Source organism: Mesorhizobium sp. Root157, from assembly GCF_001427385.1.
GTDB lineage: Bacteria > Pseudomonadota > Alphaproteobacteria > Rhizobiales > Rhizobiaceae > Mesorhizobium.
In genome coordinates this window covers 659589-677691 of the sequence record NZ_LMGJ01000012.1, presented here as the reverse complement: position 1 = coordinate 677691, position 18103 = coordinate 659589, and the positions used below count along the sequence as shown (strand labels likewise).

Below are 18103 nucleotides of genomic sequence, written 5' to 3'. Positions count from 1 at the left end.
CTTCGATGGAAATTCTGCGCTCATCTACTGATCCTCTCAAAAACGAGGGGTCAGTTCTTCGTTTCGTTCGGGGGTCAATTTCTCATTTCGCCTGACAGCTATCGCATCGACAATAGTGCCGCAGCCGAGGGCTGAGCAGATGTGAGTCGATTCCAGCACCGAAGCATGGCCGGCCTCCCCTCAGGTGGTCCGATTTTAATGTTAGGGCCAATCGACATTCAGGATTCCCAAACAGAGTGATGTCTGATTTATGGGTCTCCGTGTTGAGACACGGATCGCGCTGTTTCTCCCTGGCAAGGCGTGTGATCCAGGTCGCACTGGCTCGGATAACCGTTGGTTTACGAACGGTTGTTTGTGGGTTCTGAGATCAGGAGCGTACTTGTGCGACTTGCCCGAGCGTTATGGCAAGTGGAAGACTGTGCACCGGCGTTTCAGCATGGTGCCACACCGGCGTGTGGGAACGGGTGTTCGACACGCTGTGCGCCGACAGCGACAACAAATATCTGATGCTCGACAGCACCATCGCCGGCCTGCCCAAGACCCGCTCGGCCAAGATCCTGCGCCGCATCCTGCGCAAGATCGCCGAAGACAAGTTCAGTGCGCTTGGCGCGCCAGCGTAGAGCATGTTGACCCACGGATCTAACCGCAATGGTCATTGTTAAATAAGCTGGAGGCGGAGCGGCAGGGCGTCCTGGTTTTGACGTCTACAAGGAGGACTTACCGGAATGACTGCTTATCGGTAACTTCGCTCCGAAAGCTGCCGGTCCGCTGACGTGAAGAGTTTCAGGCGCCGGCAGGCGTATGAAAGTCCCCGAGGAAGGAACCCGCGGGCCACAATCAATGGCTATGGAGATTTCGGATTTTGGCTGGTGTCGGGGGTGGGCCACCATCGTTGGGAAGCGCGGAGATGGATGCGGACAGACCGCTTCGTTGTGCCTCCGCGCGGTGTTGTCGGCCTGGCGCTGGTCTGGACGCTTGCCTTTTCTGCGTCAGGAATCATCATGGACACGCGTGGATCCGTTGCCGCAGGTTGAGCGCCTGTGGCGGGAAGCCGGATCAAGCCATGCCGGGTCATGGAGTGGTCTCCTGGTTCGGTGTCGTTTTGTCCGGCGGCCCGCGCGGCTGCCGCCAGCGTTCGAACGTCTCGATCACGATCATGCGTCCGCCGCAGCAGCGGCATGGCGGACGGAAGTCGTCCGGTTCGCCCAGGGTGTCGTCGTCGGGCGGCGCGGCGACGTCCAGGAGTTCACGGGCGAGCGCAAGGCTGACCTTGCGGGAACTGCTGGCAAGCAGGCCGTAATGCCGGATGCGGTGGAAGCCGCGCGGCAGGACATGGATCAGGAAGCGGCGGATGAACTCATCGGTGGCGAGCGTCATGACCTGCTGACGATCGGCGCCGTCGCGGCGGTAGTCCTTGTAGCGGAAGGTGACGCCGCTCTTGTCAAAGGCGATCAGGCGGCTGTTCGAGATCGCGACCCGGTGGGTGTAGCGGGACAGGTAGGCGAGCACCGCCTCCGGGCCGGCGGTCGGCCAGGTGCGCCATGGTCCCGAAGAAGCCGAGCCGCCCGGCGTCGTGCAGCGCGACCAGCCGCGTGAGGAAGAGACGGCGGAACAGCTTGCCGAGCACGCGCACCGGCAGCAGGAAGGCAGGACGCGACGATATCCATCGGCTTCCGCCCAGTGCGATGCCGCCGCCCGGCACGATCATGTGGACATGCGGATGGTGGGTCATCGCCGAGCCCCATGTGTGGAGCACCGCGGTGATGCCGATCCTGGCTCCGAGGTGCTTCGGATCCGCGGCGATGGTCAGCATCGTCTCCGCCGCCGCCCTGAACAGCAGGTCGTAGACGGGCGCCTTGTTCTGGAACGCGATGTCGCCGACCTCGGCCGGCAGCGTGAACACCACGTGGAAGTAGCCGACCGGCAACAGGTCGGCCTCGCGCTCGGCAAGCCACGTCCGCGCCGCCGCGCCCTGGCACTTCGGGCAGTGCCGGTTGCGGCAGCTGTTATAGGCGATGCGCCAAAGACCACAGTCCTCACAGGCCTCGACGTGACCGCCGAGCGCGGCGGTGCGGCAATGCTCGATCGCCGACATGACCTTGAGCTGGATCAGGCTCAGGTGGCCGGAATGAGCGGCCCGATAGGCAGGTCCTGCCGCGCGAAAGATGTCGGCGACCTCGATCGAGGTCCGCACGGCTCAGCCGTCGGGCGAGAGCTCTGCCGGCCTGAACAGCCCGAGCTTGTCGAGCGGGCTCGTGACCGTGCGCACCGTCTTGGTCGCGACCTTGGCGTAGAGGGCAGTGTTGTTGAGCTTGGCATGCCCGAGCAGGACCTGGATGATCCGGATGTCGGTGCCGTCCTCCAGAAGGTGGGTCGCGAAGCTGTGGCGCAGTGTGTGCGGCCCGACCCGCTTGGCGATGTCGGCGGCCCGGGCCGCCTCGACGACGATCCGATAGAGCTGTCGCGTGCTGATCGGTTTCATCGCGTGCTGGCCCGGGAACAGCCAGCCGTCGCGATGCATCACACCCTGCTGCCGACCGACCTTCCACCACTCACGAAGGAGAGCGAGCAGATCCTCGGAGAGCATGGCGTTGCGATATCGCCCGCCCTTGCCACGCTCAACGCGCAGCAGCATGCGCTCGCTGTCGACATCGGCGACCTTCAGCATCGACACTTCCGCGACGCGCAGGCCCGCACCATAGGCGGCAGACAATGCGGCCTGGTGCTTGAGACACGTGGTGGCATTGAGCAGCCGGGCAACCTCGTCGCGGCTCAGCACCACGGGCAGGTTGCGCCGATGCGCCAGCCGGACGAGCCTGCGCGCCAGGTCCGGGCGGTCGAGCGTGTGGATGAAGAGGAAGCGCAGCGCCGACACGATGCTGTTCATCGTCGGCACGGGAACGCCGTCTTCCTGCTGCTCGACCTGGAAACGACGCAGGTCGTCGGCGGTCGCCGTGTCAGGTGAACGCCCGAGGAATGCCGCCAGGCGTCCGATGTCGCGGAGATAGTTGCGCTGCGTCTCGCGGGAGAAACGCCGCAAGTTCATGTCGTCGATCAGCCGCTGGCGCAGCGGGCTGACGGGTGCGTCGAGAACGGTATGGGGCATTGGTTGGGCTCCTTGTTGAAGAAGCCCGTCATGCTCTGCCGCTGCCGCACGACGCTCAATGCAGGCGCGACGCCCGGCCTGTGCCTTCTACCTCAACCGCAGGCGCCCTCCCGCGCGAGCGGATTCGTTCACCGGCCCCAATCCGGTCGTTCGACAAATCTACCGTTGGGTCGCTGATTTGCGTTCGATGATTGGTGCCACCACCTGATAGCCAGCCAGATGTTGCGGCGCGTCAACTTTAACACTCGACTTCGTCTGAACGGCAAGCATTGGTTCATGATGACCGACGCGATATGCCTCAACTCCCTCCCCTGCCCGCCTCATGGCGGGCTTCAGTCAGTACAGGCGGCCAGAATTGTCTGACCTTGAGCTGACGGAGAATGAACATGGCAAGTAGCAATCCCGAACTCGTCCACATCCAATCGCGCAGCGACGGTTTGGCTGAGGTTGACACATCGACGCCTGATACTACTGCAACTTCCAAGCATAGGCGGCACTCTCCCAAGGCTTCCCCGGCAGCAATGCCAACGACGCCCGATACCGCACCAAAGGCATCAAGGTCCGTGGGTGCCACCCCGACGAAGGCGGACCTGATGCTGAAGAAGCTTAAGAGCGCCAAAGGGGCAACCATCGAAGCGATGATGGAGGCAACTGGGTGGCAGGCGCATTCAGTGCGTGGCTTTCTGTCAGGGACGGTGAAGAAGAAGTTTGGCCTGAGTCTCACCAGCGAAGCTGGCAAGGATGGCATCCGACGCTATCGCATCGGCAATGGTGTCGCGGCTGAGGGCTGAGCCCATGCGCACCGATGCCGACATCGAGCAGGAGATCGCGATCCTTCGCGATCTCCCCTATCCTGAACTGTGCGAACTCTGGGCAAAGCAGTACGGCACACCAGCCCCCAAGGGCACCCGGCGCTTGTTGCTCGAACGTTCTGCGTCCTATTGGCTGCAGGTGAAGCGGTTTGGGGGATTGCGCGCCAGCGCGCGTCGCGCACTCAAGTCTGCAACGATGGAAGTCGAGGCCACGTCGCGCGCCAAGGCGAGACGTCTACAGGTTGAAGGGCAAGGGAGGAACGCTTCTTTCAAGTCGTCGCCCGCAGCTCTCCGTCCCGGGACGCGCTTGCTGCGGCAGTGGAATGGCAAACAGCATTTGGTCGAGGTGCTGGAAGACGGCTTTGCCTTTGAGGATCAAGTCTACAGATCCTTGTCGGCGATCGCCCGGAAGATCACCGGCGCCCATTGGTCAGGACCGAGGTTCTTCGGCCTATGAGCATGCAACAACCAAAACTGCGCTGCGCGGTCTATACCCGCAAATCAACCGAGGAAGGGCTCGACCAGGAGTTCAATTCACTCGACGCGCAACGTGAAGCCTGCGTCGCCTATATCGCTTCACAGGTCGGGCTCGGCTGGAAACTGGTCAATGACCACTACGATGATGGTGGCATTTCTGGCGGCACAATGGAGCGCCCTGCCCTGCAGCGTCTTCTTGCCGACATTCGCCAGAAGAAGATCGACGTGGTCGTGGTCTACAAGATTGATCGGCTCACCCGATCGCTTGCCGACTTCTCAAAAATGGTCGAAGTCTTTGAGGCTGCTGCCGTGTCGTTCGTCTCAATCACCCAGCAGTTCAACACAACCACCTCTATGGGTCGGCTGACCCTCAACATCCTTCTGTCTTTCGCACAGTTCGAGCGAGAGGTCACGGCAGAGCGCATCCGCGACAAGATCTCGGCCTCCAAGATGAAGGGCATGTGGATGGGCGGTGTGGTGCCACTTGGCTATCGCGTCCAGGATCGAAAGCTTGTGATCGACGATAGCGAAGCAGCAACGGTGCGATACTTGTTCCACACCTACATCGAACTGAGGTCGGTTCGAGATCTTGTCGAAGAAGCAAACCGTTCCGGTGTGCTCGGCAAAAGCGGACAAACCTCGTTCACGCGCGGGGCGCTCTATCACCTGCTTTCCAACCCTATCTACATTGGCAAGATCAGGCATGGCGGACAGCTTTACGATGGTGAGCACTTTGGCATCATCGATGCGCCACTCTTCGCTGGCGTCCAGCAATTGCTTAAGGCCCAGGCTGCGAACCGATCGTCGGCGCAAAACCGACAAGATGTGCATCTCCTGACAAGCATCTTGTTCGATGAGACTGGCGATCGGCTGAGCCCAACACATGCCCGCAAGCTCGGCAAGCGTTACCGCTATTACATCTCGCATCGACTGATGCAGGCCAAGCGGAGAAGCGGTGACGGCTGGCGTCTCCCCGCTACCGAACTGGAAAGTCTCATTGAAGCTGAACTGATGCGCCTTCTCTCCGATCACGCCACCCTTGCGTCCTGGATGAAAGATCATGGTCTCGGCGAGCTTATCGCCTCCGGCGTGCGCAACGTCGAACAGCTTGTTGAAGGCTATCAGGGGCTGACAGCGGCGCACCGGCGCGAGATCCTCCAGGATATCGTCGAGCGCATCGACCTTGCTCCGGATACCATCACCATCCGCTTCAACATCGGGGCGATTATCCAGCATCTCACGCAAGCAGAACATCAAACCGAATCGATCGAGGCTTACGGGTCACATGTGGTCACCATTCCCCTTGCGATTGCACGCCGTGGGATCGAAACCAAACTCGTGCTCTCAGATGGTACCAGCCCTAACCAAACAATTGACGAAGCCTTGGTGCGTCTCATTGCAAAATCCCATTGCTACTTGACGGCGATGACGGCGGGCAAATCGCGCAGCGATGTGGCGGCCCTGTACGGAGTGCATCCCTCAGAGGTCAGCCAGGCCCTGCCGCTGGCGTTTCTAGATCCCAAAACCACAGAAGCGATCCTGACCGGCCGTAATCCTGCTTCTCTGAATGCCCATGGGCTACTTCGGACCGTCGAGCTGCCACTGTCCTGGTCCGCGCAACGTCAGGTGCTCTTTACCTGATCCCCAAACGCGCGGTCACCAGGCATGATCAGCGAAGAGCAGCGAGTCAGCTGCCTTCTACCCGTCGTCGACCATATGAACCAATGCCATGATGCGAGTTTGCTCGGCTAGTGAAGTCGGGCGACGATCTCGTCTGCATCAGCGAGATGGTCAAACCATCACCAGGTCAACATAGTTGCGACCGGAAGTGCCCAACTGAGACGAACAGCTGAAAATTGCTCCGAAACTGCGAGAACCCGCGGTCAACGTGGACCTCAATCCGTCTCTGCCCCGGCAAGCGGCGGAAATGTCGACACTATTTGGAGAATGCTCCAACCGACGCAAAGCGCCAAGGCTGAATGGTGGGCGATGACGGACTCGAACCGCCGACATCTTCGGTGTAAACGAAGCGCTCTACCAACTGAGCTAATCGCCCTTAGCGGGGCGGACCTTTAAGCAGTTCCGCCGCGCTTCGCAAGGCCTATCGAGGTGCCTCGCCGAAAGCAAGCGTGTCCGCCGCGACCTCAATAGAAGTCTTTTCTCGAAAACAAGCCATTGTTTTCCCACAAGGTCGATTGCCCGGCTTGACACCCAGCGGTGAAGCCCTTATCCACCCGCCATCGACGCACACATTGATCAGTGTTCGTCTGTGCGCGGGTGTAGCTCAGTCGGTTAGAGTGCCGGCCTGTCACGCCGGAGGTCGCGGGTTCGAGTCCCGTCACTCGCGCCATTTGTTTCAGGGGCTTAGGTACGGCCCTTGAAATAAGTTTCGCTTTTGTTTTCCCGAATTTCGACTTTTGTATTCATTCCGTTCTTCGGAGAGCATCTTCCCGCCTTTTCGACGGGATTTATCGGCTGTGCGAACGGCAGCGAGATTGACCGACTTGCTCTAGTCATTTGAATTGTCCGTGGCGTTTTCCTGGGGGTTACTGGTGCAGGTCTGCACATCTCCCACAATGCGTCCGCCGACATGCGGTTCTTTGTGCTTGCAGAATGGCCGGCGACAATGACGTGCAAGGGACAATCGTTGCCGACCACCCGTCAGCAGGCGGCCAGGCAAAAGAAAAGCCGGGAAGGCCCGGCTTTTCAATGTATGAAATGGCAGCGTGTTTTAATTGACCGCGTCCTTCAAGCCCTTGCCGGCAGAGAACTTCGGTACTGTGCGCGCCGGAATCTTCACTTCGGCGCCGGTCTGCGGATTGCGGCCGGTCGATGCAGCACGCTTGGACACGGTGAAATTTCCAAAGCCGACAAGCCGGACATCGCCGCCCTTCTTCAACTCGCCGGTGATGACGGAAAACACCGCATCTACCGCCGACTGCGCGTCACCCTTCGAAATCTTCGCGGCATCGGCGACAGCGGACACCAGTTCGTTCTTGTTCATAAAGTTTCCCTTCCATGAGAAAACCGGGACGAAAGACTCATCCGGCAGGAAACGGACTGTAAGAAGAAGAGTTGCAGCAACCAAGCAAAATTGCGTCGCAAACAGCGAGAAATCCCCTGTTTTCCGGGCTTTTGACATGAAAAAGCCGGGCACGAGGCCCGGCTTTCGCATTGTCGCAATGCAACGTTAGCGATTTCTAATGTGCGAACGCCTTGCCCGCATCGTCCGTCGCATCGACTGAAGCGGGCGCTCCTGCCGGCTCCACCCATTCGATCGCCTCCGGCATCCGCACCAACGCATGGCTCAGCACCTCACCAACCCTGGCAACAGGTATGATTTCCATGCCGTTCTTCACATTGTCCGGAATCTCAGCCAGATCCTTGGCGTTGTCTTCCGGGATCAGCACCTTCTTGATGCCGCCGCGAAGTGCGGCCAGCAGTTTCTCCTTGAGGCCGCCGATGGGAAGCACCCGACCGCGCAGCGTGATTTCGCCCGTCATGGCTACATCGGCCTTGACCGGAATGCCCGTCATAACCGAGACGATCGCGGTTGCCATGGCAACGCCGGCCGATGGGCCGTCCTTCGGGGTCGCCCCTTCCGGAACGTGCACGTGGATATCGCGCTTGTCGAACAGCGGCGGCTCGATGCCGAAATCGATGGCGCGCGAGCGGACATAAGAGGCCGCCGCCGAAATCGATTCCTTCATCACGTCCTTGAGGTTGCCGGTGACCGTCATGCGGCCCTTGCCGGGCATCATGACGCCTTCGATCGTCAGCAATTCGCCACCAACCTCGGTCCAGGCCAGGCCGGTGACGACGCCGACCTGATCGTCCGTCTCGGCCATGCCGAAGCGATAGCGCTGCACGCCGAGATAATCCGCCAAGTTTTCTGCGGTGATCTTCACCGACTTCTTCTTGGTTTTCAGGATTTCGGTCACGGCCTTCCTGCCGAGCTTCATCAGCTCGCGCTCAAGGCTGCGTACGCCGGCCTCACGGGTATAGGTCTGGATGATAGCGCGGATGGCATCCTCGCTGACCGAGAACTCCTTCGGTTGCAAGGCGTGGTCGCGCACCACCTTCGACATCAGGTGCCGCTTGGCGATCTCGATCTTTTCATCCTCGGTGTAGCCGGCGATGCGGATGATTTCCATGCGGTCCATAAGCGGACCCGGAATGTTAAGCGTATTCGCCGTCGTCACGAACATCACGCTCGACAGGTCGTATTCGACCTCGAGATAGTGGTCCATGAACGTCGAGTTCTGTTCCGGATCGAGAACCTCCAGCAAGGCCGATGACGGATCGCCACGGAAGTCCTGACCCATCTTGTCGATCTCATCGAGCAGGAAGAGCGGGTTGGACTTCTTCGCCTTCTTCATCGACTGGATGACCTTGCCGGGCATCGAGCCGATATAGGTGCGGCGGTGGCCCCTGATCTCGGCTTCGTCACGCACGCCGCCCAGCGCCATGCGGATGAACTCGCGACCCGTTGCCTTGGCAATAGATTTGCCGAGTGAGGTCTTGCCGACGCCGGGAGGGCCGACAAGGCACAGGATCGGGCCTTTCAGCTTCTTCTGGCGGCTCTGCACAGCCAGGTACTCGACAATGCGCTCCTTGACCTTGTCGAGGCCATAGTGATCGGAATCGAGCACATCCTGCGAGAAATTCAGATCCTGCTTGACCTTGGAATTGCGGCCCCACGGGATAGACAGCAGCCAGTCGAGATAGTTGCGCACGACGGTGGCTTCCGCCGACATCGGCGACATGGTGCGCAGCTTCTTCAGCTCGGCTTCCGCCTTTTCGCGGGCCTCCTTGGTCAGCTTGGTCTTCTTGATGCGCGCCTCGATCTCGGCGGCCTCGTCGCGGCCGTCCTCGCCCTCGCCGAGTTCCTTCTGGATCGCCTTCATCTGCTCGTTGAGGTAGTACTCGCGCTGCGTCTTCTCCATCTGGCGCTTGACGCGCGAGCGGATGCGCTTTTCCACCTGAAGGACGGAGATTTCGGCCTCCATGAAGCCCATGGCGCGTTCGAGGCGTTCCTTGACGGAAAGCGTACCCAACATCTCCTGCTTCTCGGGAATCTTGATCGCGAGATGCGAGGCGACTGTATCGGCAAGCTTCGAATAGTCGTCGATCTGGCTGGCTGCGCCAACCACCTCCGGCGAGATCTTCTTGTTCAGCTTGACATAATTTTCGAAGTCAGAGACCACCGAGCGCGCAAGTGCCTCGACCTCGACTTCCTCATCGCTCGGCTCGGTCAAGACCGAGGCGTGCGCCTCATGGAAGTCGGCACGGTCGGTGAACGACGCGATCTTGGCGCGCGACGTACCTTCGACCAGCACCTTCACGGTGCCGTCGGGAAGTTTCAGCAACTGCAGGACGTTGGCGAGCGTGCCGACGTCGTAAATTGCGCCCGGCTCCGGATCGTCATCGGCGGCATTCATTTGGGTGGCGAGCAGAATCTGCTTTTCCTGCCCCATCACGTCCTCGAGCGCCTTGATGGATTTCTCGCGGCCGACAAAGAGCGGCACGATCATATGTGGAAAGACCACGATATCGCGCAACGGGAGGACTGCGTAGACGCCGTCGCCGGTGGACCGGGCTATTTTGGCCATTGTCAAACCTTTCCTTCACGATCGCTCTTTAGCCAATCGCGAATCCTATATTAACGACCGCGGGTCGTTCCGCCTACCACCGTTTGTGACCGGAGATTTACAGCACAGAATACGGGCCGCGGCCTTCCACAGTTAGTTGGATACATATGCACGAAAGATCAAGGTCCAGCGCATTCGTATAGCCGGACGATCTGTGCCCTCCAAGGCAGATAACAGCAAAACGGCGCCTCCAGGCGCCGTTTCGACAGTCCAGCCGGGCAAGACTAGGCGCTGACGTTGCCCTTCTTTTCCTTGGTGTCGGAGTAGATGTAGAGCGGCCTGGCATTGCCGGACACCACTTCCTCCGAAATGACGACCTCGCGCACACCTTCGAGGGCTGGCAATTCGAACATAGTGTCGAGCAGGATCGCTTCCATGATCGAACGCAGGCCGCGCGCGCCTGTCTTGCGCTCGATGGCGCGCTTGGCGATGGCCGACAGCGCGTTCTCGTGGAAGGTCAGGTCGACATTTTCCATCTCGAACAGGCGCTGGTACTGCTTGACGAGCGCGTTCTTCGGCTCGGTCAGGATCTGGATCAGGGCTGGTTCGTCAAGGTCCTCCAGCGTCGCCAGCACCGGCAGACGGCCGACGAATTCGGGGATAAGGCCGAATTTCAGCAAGTCCTCGGGCTCGACAAGGCGGAAGACTTCGCCGCTGCGCCGATCTTCAGGCGAGGCAACCGTCGCCCCAAAGCCAATCGACGTCTTGCGGCCGCGATCGGAAATGATCTTGTCCAGGCCGGCAAAGGCGCCGCCGCAGATGAACAGGATGTTGGCGGTATCGACCTGCAGGAATTCCTGCTGGGGGTGCTTCCTGCCGCCCTGCGGCGGTACCGAGGCAACCGTGCCTTCCATTATCTTGAGCAAGGCCTGCTGCACGCCCTCGCCCGACACGTCGCGGGTGATCGACGGATTGTCCGACTTGCGGGAAATCTTGTCGATCTCGTCGATGTAGACGATGCCGCGCTGGGCACGCTCGACATTGTAGTCGGCGGACTGCAGCAACTTGAGGATGATGTTTTCCACGTCCTCACCGACATAACCAGCCTCGGTGAGCGTCGTGGCGTCGGCCATGGTGAACGGCACGTCGATGATGCGGGCCAGCGTCTGGGCCAGCAGCGTCTTGCCGCAGCCGGTCGGGCCGATCAGAAGAATGTTCGACTTCGCCAGTTCGACATCGTTGCTCTTGCCGGCGTGGGCGAGGCGCTTGTAGTGGTTGTGGACAGCCACCGACAGCACGCGCTTGGCGTAGGGCTGGCCGATGACGTAGTCGTCGAGCACCTTGAGAATTTCCTGCGGAGTCGGCACGCCTTCGCGCGACTTCACCATCGAGGTCTTGTTCTCCTCGCGGATGATGTCCATACACAGTTCGACGCACTCGTCGCAGATGAAGACCGTAGGTCCAGCGATCAGTTTGCGCACTTCATGCTGGCTCTTGCCGCAGAACGAGCAATAAAGCGTGTTCTTGGAATCGCCGCCGCCGTTGCTGACCTTGCTCATCTTCCAGTCCTTTCATGACCGTCCGCCGATGGGCTGGCTGACAGGATGCGTACCTAGTCTAGCGCGGGAATCCGCCGCCGCCAGCCTCCTGGCGCCCGCAACGTATTCCTTACGAAACACAAATCAGAAAACGTGGCAATGACTCCCGAAACCCAGCATGAAACTAAGCCGTCGAAAATCAACATTGCCTTAACGTAGGCAATCGCGCGGGCCGAGGGAACAGCCAATTGTGGCCGAAATGCCGCAAATGACTGCAAAAGCACGCCTTTGTGACGCCGCGCTCTATATTCAGTCCTTCGAGGCTGCCTCGGCCGCTTCACGCGACGAAATGACCTTGTCGATCAGGCCGAATTCCATGGCCTCGTCTGCGGTCATGAAATGGTCGCGATCGAGGGTTTTTTCGATCGTCTCGTAGTCCTTGCCGGTATGTTTGACATAGACCTCGTTGAGGCGGCGCTTCAGCTTGATGATGTCCTGGGCATGGCGCTCGATGTCGGATGCCTGGCCCTGGAAACCGCCGGAAGGCTGGTGAACCATGATGCGGGCGTTCGGAGTGGCGAAGCGCATGTCCTTGTGGCCGGCCGTCAGCAGCAGCGAGCCCATCGAGGCCGCCTGCCCAATGCATAAAGTCGATACCGCAGGCTTGATGAACTGCATGGTGTCGTAGATCGCCATGCCCGAAGTCACCACGCCACCCGGCGAATTGATGTAGAGGTTGATTTCCTTCTTGGGATTTTCAGCCTCCAGGAAAAGGAGCTGGGCACAGACGAGCGTCGCCATGCCGTCTTCCACAGGGCCGGTGATGAAGATGATGCGTTCCTTCAACAGCCGAGAAAAGATGTCGTACGCGCGTTCGCCGCGGTTGGTTTGCTCGACCACCATCGGAACGAGGTTCATGTAGGTTTCGATCGGGTTCTTCATGGACTGTCCCTTTGTCGAGGTGGTCCGGCACGGGAATGAGAGGGGCCGGGGCAGAATCGTTGCGGTTCGTTGCACCGTAAATAGGATGCCGCCTTACCCTTGCGCAAGGCCGACCCTCTCGCAGGCGTTGTTAAGGTTGCCAGTTAACGAAGCGATCCCGCCAACTCATGCGATTTCAGCCCGCAGCCAGCGCTTCAAGCCGGGGATATCGCCGCTATCCACGCCCGCGGCCACGCGCCTGCCGACCGCGGCACCGAATTTATAGCCATGTCCCGAACATGGCGATACGACAAGGCACTTGCCGAATTCGCGAGCCAGGAACTTCTCGTCCGCCGTGAAAATGTAGCCGCAGGTTACCACCTCCGTTACCTTGTACTCGGCGATGCGTGCAATCGGCGGCGAAAACAGGTTGCGGATTGCCTCGCCCTCGCCTGCCACCGGTTCGCGATTCCAGTCGGCATCGCTGGTCGGCACCTTGTAAAGGTTGGCGCCGAACTTCATGCCGGTGCCGCGCGTCGGCGGAATCATGTAGCCATCCGTCGCCCCGCCGACATCGAGGATGACGGGGGCCGCTTCCCACGCCGCTTTGAGGTCGGCCGGCGGCTCGACATAGGCAAGTGCGGTGCGGTAGGCGGTGAGTTCCCCGCCCAATTCCGGGAAGAGCTTCAGCACCCAGGCACCGGCCGTCACCACGACACGGTCGGCCTGCATGGTTTCGCCACCCTCGAGCACCACCCTGCCCGCCTCGGCATCGACCCGCGTCACCTTGCTGTGCTCATAGACGTTGACGCCATTCCTGCGCAGCCAGGCGACAAGTCCGCAAGCGATCCGGCGGCAGTGAAGCGCGCCGCCATCCGGCGAATAATATGCGTAGCGGAAAGTGCCTGCCTCAAGGAATGGCCAGCGTTTTACCGCTGCACCCGGTTCCAGAAGCTCGATCGGAAAGCCGCCCGCTTCCATGCCTTCGCGATATTCTTCCGCCTCATCGCCCGGCTCGCGCGACACGCACATGAAACCGCGCTGGTCGAGATGGTTCTCACCGAGATCGGCCCACATCTCGTCCCATGCCTCGTAGGCCTCAGTGATCAATTGGCCGTAGCCGGAACCGGCCGGGTAGGCGCGGCGGATGATACGGTGGTGATCGCCCGAGGCGGCCAGCGGATTGGGAATCGGCCCCTGTTCCACGATGGAGACACTGTGCCCAAGCTTGGCCAACGACCACGCCGTCGACAGGCCCGCTATTCCGGCCCCCACCACGATAACCTGCATCGACATCCACCTTTGCTGCCCAGTCTCCAACATACGGGCTGATATGCCGCCGGCAAGGCTTGGCTCAACCGATAGAGGTGCATCTGGCCTCATTTCCGTTTCGCCCACGCCGGTCTATTGCTTGGCAATGCTGGATGCCTTTGACCCGCCCGCCTATCTCGCCTTCGATCCTGCCACGCGGCATGTTCGGCTCGACCCGCATCAACCGGCCTTCGTGCAGAACCCTTACGAGGCCTATCGGTGGCTGCATGGTGCAAGCCCGGCCTTCTTCTGGGAGGATTTCGGCTTCTGGTGCCTCGGCGGCTTCGACAGCGTCAACCGGCTGTTGCGCGACCGGCGCTTCGGCCGCCAGAACCCCGGCGGTATCCCCGACACACGCGGCACGGCCAAGGATCGGCACCACCTCAAGGCATTCGACGCCATCGAGGCGAATTCTCTGCTCGAACTCGAGCCGCCAGTGCACACCAGGTTACGGACGCTGGTCAACCGGGCCTTCGTCTCGCGCCAGGTCGAACGGCTGAGGCCACGCGTCGAGGTACTTGCCAACCAGTTGATTGACCGCTTCGAACCCAACGCTTCCGTCGACCTTCTAACCGCCTATGCCGCACCGCTGCCGATCACCATCATCGCCGAAATGCTTGGCGTGCCGGTCGAAATGGGGCCGCAACTGCTCGACTGGTCGCACCAGATAGTGGCCATGTATATGCATGGCCGCACGCGCGAGATCGAGGAAACCGCCAATCGGGCGGCCAACGCGTTCGCCGACTTCCTGCGGCAGTACGTGGCAGAGCGACGGCGCAACCCCGGTGACGATCTCTTGTCGCTGCTGATCTCGGCGCAAGAGGACGGCCAGAAGTTGTCGGAAGACGAACTCATCTCATCGACGATCCTGCTGCTTAACGCCGGCCATGAAGCGACGGTGCACCAGGCCGGCAATGCGGTGCGCACCATCCTCGCCCAAGGCGGCGATCCCCGCCGCTTCTTCGCCACGCCCGAGGCGACCGCCGCCACCGTGGAGGAATGCCTTCGCTTCGATGCGCCGCTGCACATGTTCACGCGCTACGCCTACGAGGATTTGGAAATCGCTCCGGGTGTCGTTCTGCGTCCTGGGGAACTTGTCGGGCTTTTGCTCGGCATGGCCAACCACGATCCCGCCGCCTTTGCCGAGCCGGAAGCGTTCCGGCTGGGTCGGGTGGACCAGAAGAACGTAACGTTCGGCGCCGGCATCCATTTCTGCATCGGGGCGCCGCTGGCCCGGTTGGAGTTGCAAGTATCGTTGAAGACGCTGTTTACCCGCCTGCCGGAGATGAAACTTGCGGAGCAGCCACGCTTTCGGGACACCTACCATTTCCACGGACTGGAGAGGCTGCAGATCAAAGCTTGATGACATACTCCTTGCGAGTCGTTTCAAGCACTTCCCAGCTTCCCTTGAAGCCCGGTCTCAGGACGAAGCTGTCGCCGACCTTCACCGTACGGGCTTCGCCGCCGTCCTCGGCGATCACCGAAACGCCGGTCAGGATATGGCAGAACTCCCATTCGTCATATTCGATGCGCCATTTGCCGGGCGTCGATTCCCATATGCCGGCATAGAGGCCGCCGTCGCGTTCCTCGGCATTCCAGGTGCGGAACTTCGGATCGCCTGAAATCAGCCGATCCGCCGCCGGCGCTCCGAGTTCAGGCTCGATCCCGTCAGTCGTGATTTTCAGAAAACTAGCGGACATGGAAGGCTCCGTTCTGCAAAGCCTTCCATGCCATGCGCGTCAGGCCTTCGCCAGAGACTGCTCCAGATCGGCGATAATATCGGCGACATCCTCGATGCCGACCGAAATACGCACCACTTCGTCGCCGGCGCCGGCAGCCCTGCGCTGTTCTTCCGAAAGCTGGCGGTGCGTGGTCGAGGCCGGATGAATGACCAGCGATTTGGTGTCGCCGATATTGGCAAGGTGCGAGAACAGTTCCAGGCCTTCGACCAGCTTGATGCCTGCATCGTAGCCGCCCTTGAGGCCGAAGGTGAAGACGGCGCCGGCGCCCTTGGGCGAGTATTTCTGCTGGAGCGCGTGGTTCTTGTCGCCTTTCAGGCCCGGATAGGAAACCCACGAGATCTTGGGGTGCTTCGACAGCCATTCGGCTACCGCCAGCGCGTTGTCGCAATGACGCTGCATGCGCAGCGGCAGCGTTTCAAGGCCGGTGAGGATGAGGAAGGCGTTGAACGGCGAGATCGCCGGGCCGAGATCGCGCAGGCCAAGCACGCGGGCCGCGATGGCGAAGGCGAAATTGCCGAACGTCTCATGCAGCACCATGCCGCCATATTCGGGGCGCGGCGACGAAAGCATCGGATACTTGCCAGACTTCGACCAATCGAAGGTGCCGCCGTCAACGATGATGCCGCCGATGGAATTGCCGTGACCGCCGATGAACTTGGTCAACGCATGCACGACGATGTCGGCGCCGTGCTCGATCGGCCGCACCAGATAGGGCGAGGCCAAGGTGTTGTCGACGATCAGCGGCAATCCGTGCTTGTGCGCGATATCGGCAATCGTCTTGACGTCGACGAATTCGCCGCCGGGATTGGCAAGGCTCTCGATATGGATCGCCTTGGTGCGGTTGTCGATCTGCTTTTCGAAGCTGGCCGGATCGTTGATATCGGCCCAGCGCACGTTCCAACCGAAATTCTTGAAGGCATGGCCGAACTGGTTGATGGTGCCGCCATAAAGCGTGCTGGCGGCGACGAAATTGTCGCCGGATTCCAGCAGCGTGTGGAAGACGAGCAGGTGCGCCGCCTGACCCGAAGCCGTGGCAAGGGCAGCGGTGCCGCCTTCAAGGGCGGCAACCCGCTCTTCCAGCACGGCCTGCGTCGGGTTCATGATGCGCGTGTAGATGTTGCCGAACGCCTTCAACCCGAAAAGGGCCGCCGCGTGATCGGCGTTCTCGAACACGAAGGACGTGGTCTGGTAGATCGGCACGGCGCGCGCGCCGGTTGCCGGATCGGGCTTCGCGCCAGCATGTACGGCAAGCGTGTCGAAACCGGGCGTGCGTTGTGACATGGAAATTCCCTCCAGGAAAATTGTGCTTTGAAACCGGCTGCATCTTTGAAGGAGCGCGGTTGCGATTGCAAAGGGGAAAATGCCTCACCACTCTTCGTGGCGAAATAAACTGGCGACTAAATGCCTAGTCACTAGAATAAAATTCCAGGCCTATCGTTCCCGGATGCCGAAACTCTGAAATCCGCTGCGCATGACCGGTTTTTTCGACGACAAGACGCCGGAATTGACGCCGTTCCAGCCGATCTCACCGGACAGGCGGCCATATTCGATCTTGGGGCAACGGTTCATCACCACCTTTACGCCGGCGGCCTCGGCCTTGGCCGCCGCTTCATCGTTGCCCAAGGTCAACTGCATCCAGATGACCTTGGGCAATGGATCGAGCCCCAGCGCCTCGTCGACAATCGGCGGCACAGCGGCGGAGGCACGAAAAATGTCGATCATGTCGATGGGTTCGGGGATATCCGACAACTTCGCGTAGGTCATGCGGCCGAGGATTTCCTTGCCGGCATGACCCGGATTGACCGGGAACACCGAGAACCCCTTGTTGAGCAGATATTTCAGCACGAAGAAGCTGGGGCGCACGTCGTTGGCCGACGCGCCGACCATGGCGACGGTCTTCACCGAGTTGAGGATGCCGGAAATGTAAGCATTGTCGTAGGCGTCGTGATTCATGGCTGACTTCTGGGACAAGGAGTGGCTGTCGGTCAATGCGACAGATGGCGAAGACAGGCCGCTATGGGCTTGCAAGCATATTTCTTCATTGCCACGCCCGGCGCTTGCCGTCTGGGTGTTTTTGCCCCGCTGGTTTCCTTCGTGCCGCTTGGGGAGCGATGAGGGACACATCGCTTTTTTCCTTCGTCATCCTCGGGCAAGCGTGAGCGCAGCGAAAGGCGCGACCCGAGGATCCATGCCGTAATGGCCGGGAGGCTCACGGGGGCTCAGAACGAGGGATGTTCTGCACCGTACCACGCTGCCGCTCCGTCACGGCATGGATCCCAGGGTCTGCGCGACGGCCTTCGGCCTGCTCCGCCCTAGGATGACGNCAGAACGAGGGATGTTCTGCACCGTACCACGCTGCCGCTCCGTCACGGCATGGATCCCAGGGTCTGCGCGACGGCCTTCGGCCTGCTCCGCCCTAGGATGACGAAGTTGCGTCTATTCATTGCCACGCTGCCTTTTCGGCCCTGGCCATTGTCAAAGAACTGACCTCGATTGAGAGGTAGGGAAGACGGGCGGCCGTTCGGACGCTCGTTTAGGTAAGTAATGCGACCTTGCGGCCGCCCGTCCGGTGGCTTCCCTCAACCGGCACACCGGCCATGCGGTT

At 60.6% G+C, this 18103-nt stretch carries 13 protein-coding genes, 2 tRNA genes and 2 pseudogenes; 6 read left to right on the top strand and 11 right to left on the bottom strand.

The window, feature by feature from the left end; genetic code table 11:
- Positions 1-250: 250 nt before the first annotated feature.
- Positions 251-524, top strand: a pseudogene (locus tag ASD64_RS20610) (transposase); the annotation flags it as partial.
- A gap of 547 nt (positions 525-1071) precedes the next feature.
- Here ASD64_RS20610 and ASD64_RS11175 read toward each other — a convergent pair.
- Together ASD64_RS11175 and ASD64_RS11170 are read right to left on the bottom strand one after the other, a co-directional pair.
- A pseudogene (locus ASD64_RS11175) lies at positions 1072-2194 on the bottom strand (transposase).
- 3 nt (positions 2195-2197) lie between these two features.
- On the bottom strand, positions 2198-3106 hold the full coding sequence (locus ASD64_RS11170; protein WP_056104912.1) for a tyrosine-type recombinase/integrase: 909 nt from the start codon (positions 3104-3106) through the stop codon (positions 2198-2200).
- 563 nt (positions 3107-3669) lie between these two features.
- Between ASD64_RS11170 and ASD64_RS11165 the strand changes: the two genes are divergently transcribed.
- Genes ASD64_RS11165 through ASD64_RS11155 form a run of 3 tightly spaced genes read left to right on the top strand, consistent with a single transcriptional unit; the run spans position 3670 to position 6036 of the window.
- Positions 3670-3897, top strand: coding sequence for a DUF3489 domain-containing protein (locus ASD64_RS11165; protein ID WP_274533361.1), 228 nt, complete (start codon positions 3670-3672; stop codon positions 3895-3897).
- A 4-nt stretch (positions 3898-3901) separates the two neighbouring features.
- A complete protein-coding gene (locus ASD64_RS11160) occupies positions 3902-4375 on the top strand; it encodes a DUF2924 domain-containing protein (protein WP_082549953.1) in 474 nt (157 codons plus the stop codon).
- The gene (locus ASD64_RS11155) at positions 4372-6036 is read left to right on the top strand and encodes a recombinase family protein (RefSeq protein WP_244480763.1); all 1665 of its coding nucleotides are present in this window, start codon (positions 4372-4374) and stop codon (positions 6034-6036) included. The genes ASD64_RS11160 and ASD64_RS11155 overlap by 4 nt, the downstream gene beginning before the upstream one ends.
- Positions 6037-6375: 339 nt before the next feature.
- Here ASD64_RS11155 and ASD64_RS11150 read toward each other — a convergent pair.
- Positions 6376-6451 (bottom strand) — tRNA-Val (locus tag ASD64_RS11150).
- A 217-nt stretch (positions 6452-6668) separates the two neighbouring features.
- On the opposite strand from ASD64_RS11150, the gene ASD64_RS11145 reads away from it, so the two are divergent.
- A tRNA-Asp gene (locus tag ASD64_RS11145) sits at positions 6669-6745 on the top strand.
- A gap of 381 nt (positions 6746-7126) precedes the next feature.
- Here the strand turns inward: ASD64_RS11145 and ASD64_RS11140 are convergent.
- From ASD64_RS11140 to ASD64_RS11120, 5 genes are all read right to left on the bottom strand, one after another.
- The gene (locus tag ASD64_RS11140) at positions 7127-7399 is read right to left on the bottom strand and encodes an HU family DNA-binding protein (RefSeq protein ID WP_056105095.1); all 273 of its coding nucleotides are present in this window, start codon (positions 7397-7399) and stop codon (positions 7127-7129) included.
- Between the two features lie 196 nt (positions 7400-7595).
- The gene (gene lon, locus ASD64_RS11135) at positions 7596-10007 is read right to left on the bottom strand and encodes an endopeptidase La (protein ID WP_056104904.1); all 2412 of its coding nucleotides are present in this window, start codon (positions 10005-10007) and stop codon (positions 7596-7598) included.
- Positions 10008-10270: 263 nt separating this feature from the next.
- Positions 10271-11545: an ATP-dependent Clp protease ATP-binding subunit ClpX gene (gene clpX / locus ASD64_RS11130; RefSeq protein WP_056104902.1), complete on the bottom strand. Its 1275-nt coding sequence runs from the start codon at positions 11543-11545 to the stop codon at positions 10271-10273.
- 288 nt (positions 11546-11833) lie between these two features.
- Complete coding sequence (gene clpP, locus ASD64_RS11125) at positions 11834-12466, bottom strand: ATP-dependent Clp endopeptidase proteolytic subunit ClpP (protein WP_056104900.1); 633 nt, start codon at positions 12464-12466, stop codon at positions 11834-11836.
- Between the two features lie 165 nt (positions 12467-12631).
- Entirely contained in the window at positions 12632-13735 is a 1104-nt protein-coding gene (locus ASD64_RS11120) for an NAD(P)/FAD-dependent oxidoreductase (RefSeq protein WP_056105093.1), read from the bottom strand.
- Positions 13736-13862: 127 nt separating this feature from the next.
- Between ASD64_RS11120 and ASD64_RS11115 the strand changes: the two genes are divergently transcribed.
- Complete coding sequence (locus tag ASD64_RS11115; RefSeq protein WP_056104898.1) at positions 13863-15119, top strand: cytochrome P450; 1257 nt, start codon at positions 13863-13865, stop codon at positions 15117-15119.
- Here the strand turns inward: ASD64_RS11115 and ASD64_RS11110 are convergent.
- From ASD64_RS11110 to ASD64_RS11100, 3 genes are all read right to left on the bottom strand, one after another.
- Positions 15109-15456, bottom strand: a complete 348-nt coding sequence (locus ASD64_RS11110) for a cupin domain-containing protein (protein WP_056104895.1) — start codon at positions 15454-15456, stop codon at positions 15109-15111. The genes ASD64_RS11115 and ASD64_RS11110 overlap by 11 nt on opposite strands.
- A gap of 39 nt (positions 15457-15495) precedes the next feature.
- Positions 15496-16779, bottom strand: coding sequence for an O-acetylhomoserine aminocarboxypropyltransferase (locus ASD64_RS11105; RefSeq protein WP_056104893.1), 1284 nt, complete (start codon positions 16777-16779; stop codon positions 15496-15498).
- 150 nt (positions 16780-16929) lie between these two features.
- On the bottom strand, positions 16930-17451 hold the full coding sequence (locus ASD64_RS11100; RefSeq protein ID WP_056104891.1) for a CoA-binding protein: 522 nt from the start codon (positions 17449-17451) through the stop codon (positions 16930-16932).
- Positions 17452-18103 lie beyond the last annotated feature (652 nt).

Coding starts and splice junctions, on each gene's coding strand:
- ASD64_RS11105 (WP_056104893.1), bottom strand. CDS start 16,779: ATGTCACAACGCACGCCCGGTTTCGACACGCTTGCCGTACATGCTGGC.
- ASD64_RS11155 (WP_244480763.1), top strand. CDS start 4,372: ATGAGCATGCAACAACCAAAACTGCGCTGCGCGGTCTATACCCGCAAA.
- ASD64_RS11100 (WP_056104891.1), bottom strand. CDS start 17,451: ATGAATCACGACGCCTACGACAATGCTTACATTTCCGGCATCCTCAAC.
- ASD64_RS11140 (WP_056105095.1), bottom strand. CDS start 7,399: ATGAACAAGAACGAACTGGTGTCCGCTGTCGCCGATGCCGCGAAGATT.
- ASD64_RS11110 (WP_056104895.1), bottom strand. CDS start 15,456: ATGTCCGCTAGTTTTCTGAAAATCACGACTGACGGGATCGAGCCTGAA.
- ASD64_RS11160 (WP_082549953.1), top strand. CDS start 3,902: ATGCGCACCGATGCCGACATCGAGCAGGAGATCGCGATCCTTCGCGAT.
- clpP (WP_056104900.1), bottom strand. CDS start 12,466: ATGAAGAACCCGATCGAAACCTACATGAACCTCGTTCCGATGGTGGTC.
- ASD64_RS11115 (WP_056104898.1), top strand. CDS start 13,863: ATGCTGGATGCCTTTGACCCGCCCGCCTATCTCGCCTTCGATCCTGCC.
- clpX (WP_056104902.1), bottom strand. CDS start 11,545: ATGAGCAAGGTCAGCAACGGCGGCGGCGATTCCAAGAACACGCTTTAT.
- lon (WP_056104904.1), bottom strand. CDS start 10,007: ATGGCCAAAATAGCCCGGTCCACCGGCGACGGCGTCTACGCAGTCCTC.
- ASD64_RS11170 (WP_056104912.1), bottom strand. CDS start 3,106: ATGCCCCATACCGTTCTCGACGCACCCGTCAGCCCGCTGCGCCAGCGG.
- ASD64_RS11120 (WP_056105093.1), bottom strand. CDS start 13,735: ATGCAGGTTATCGTGGTGGGGGCCGGAATAGCGGGCCTGTCGACGGCG.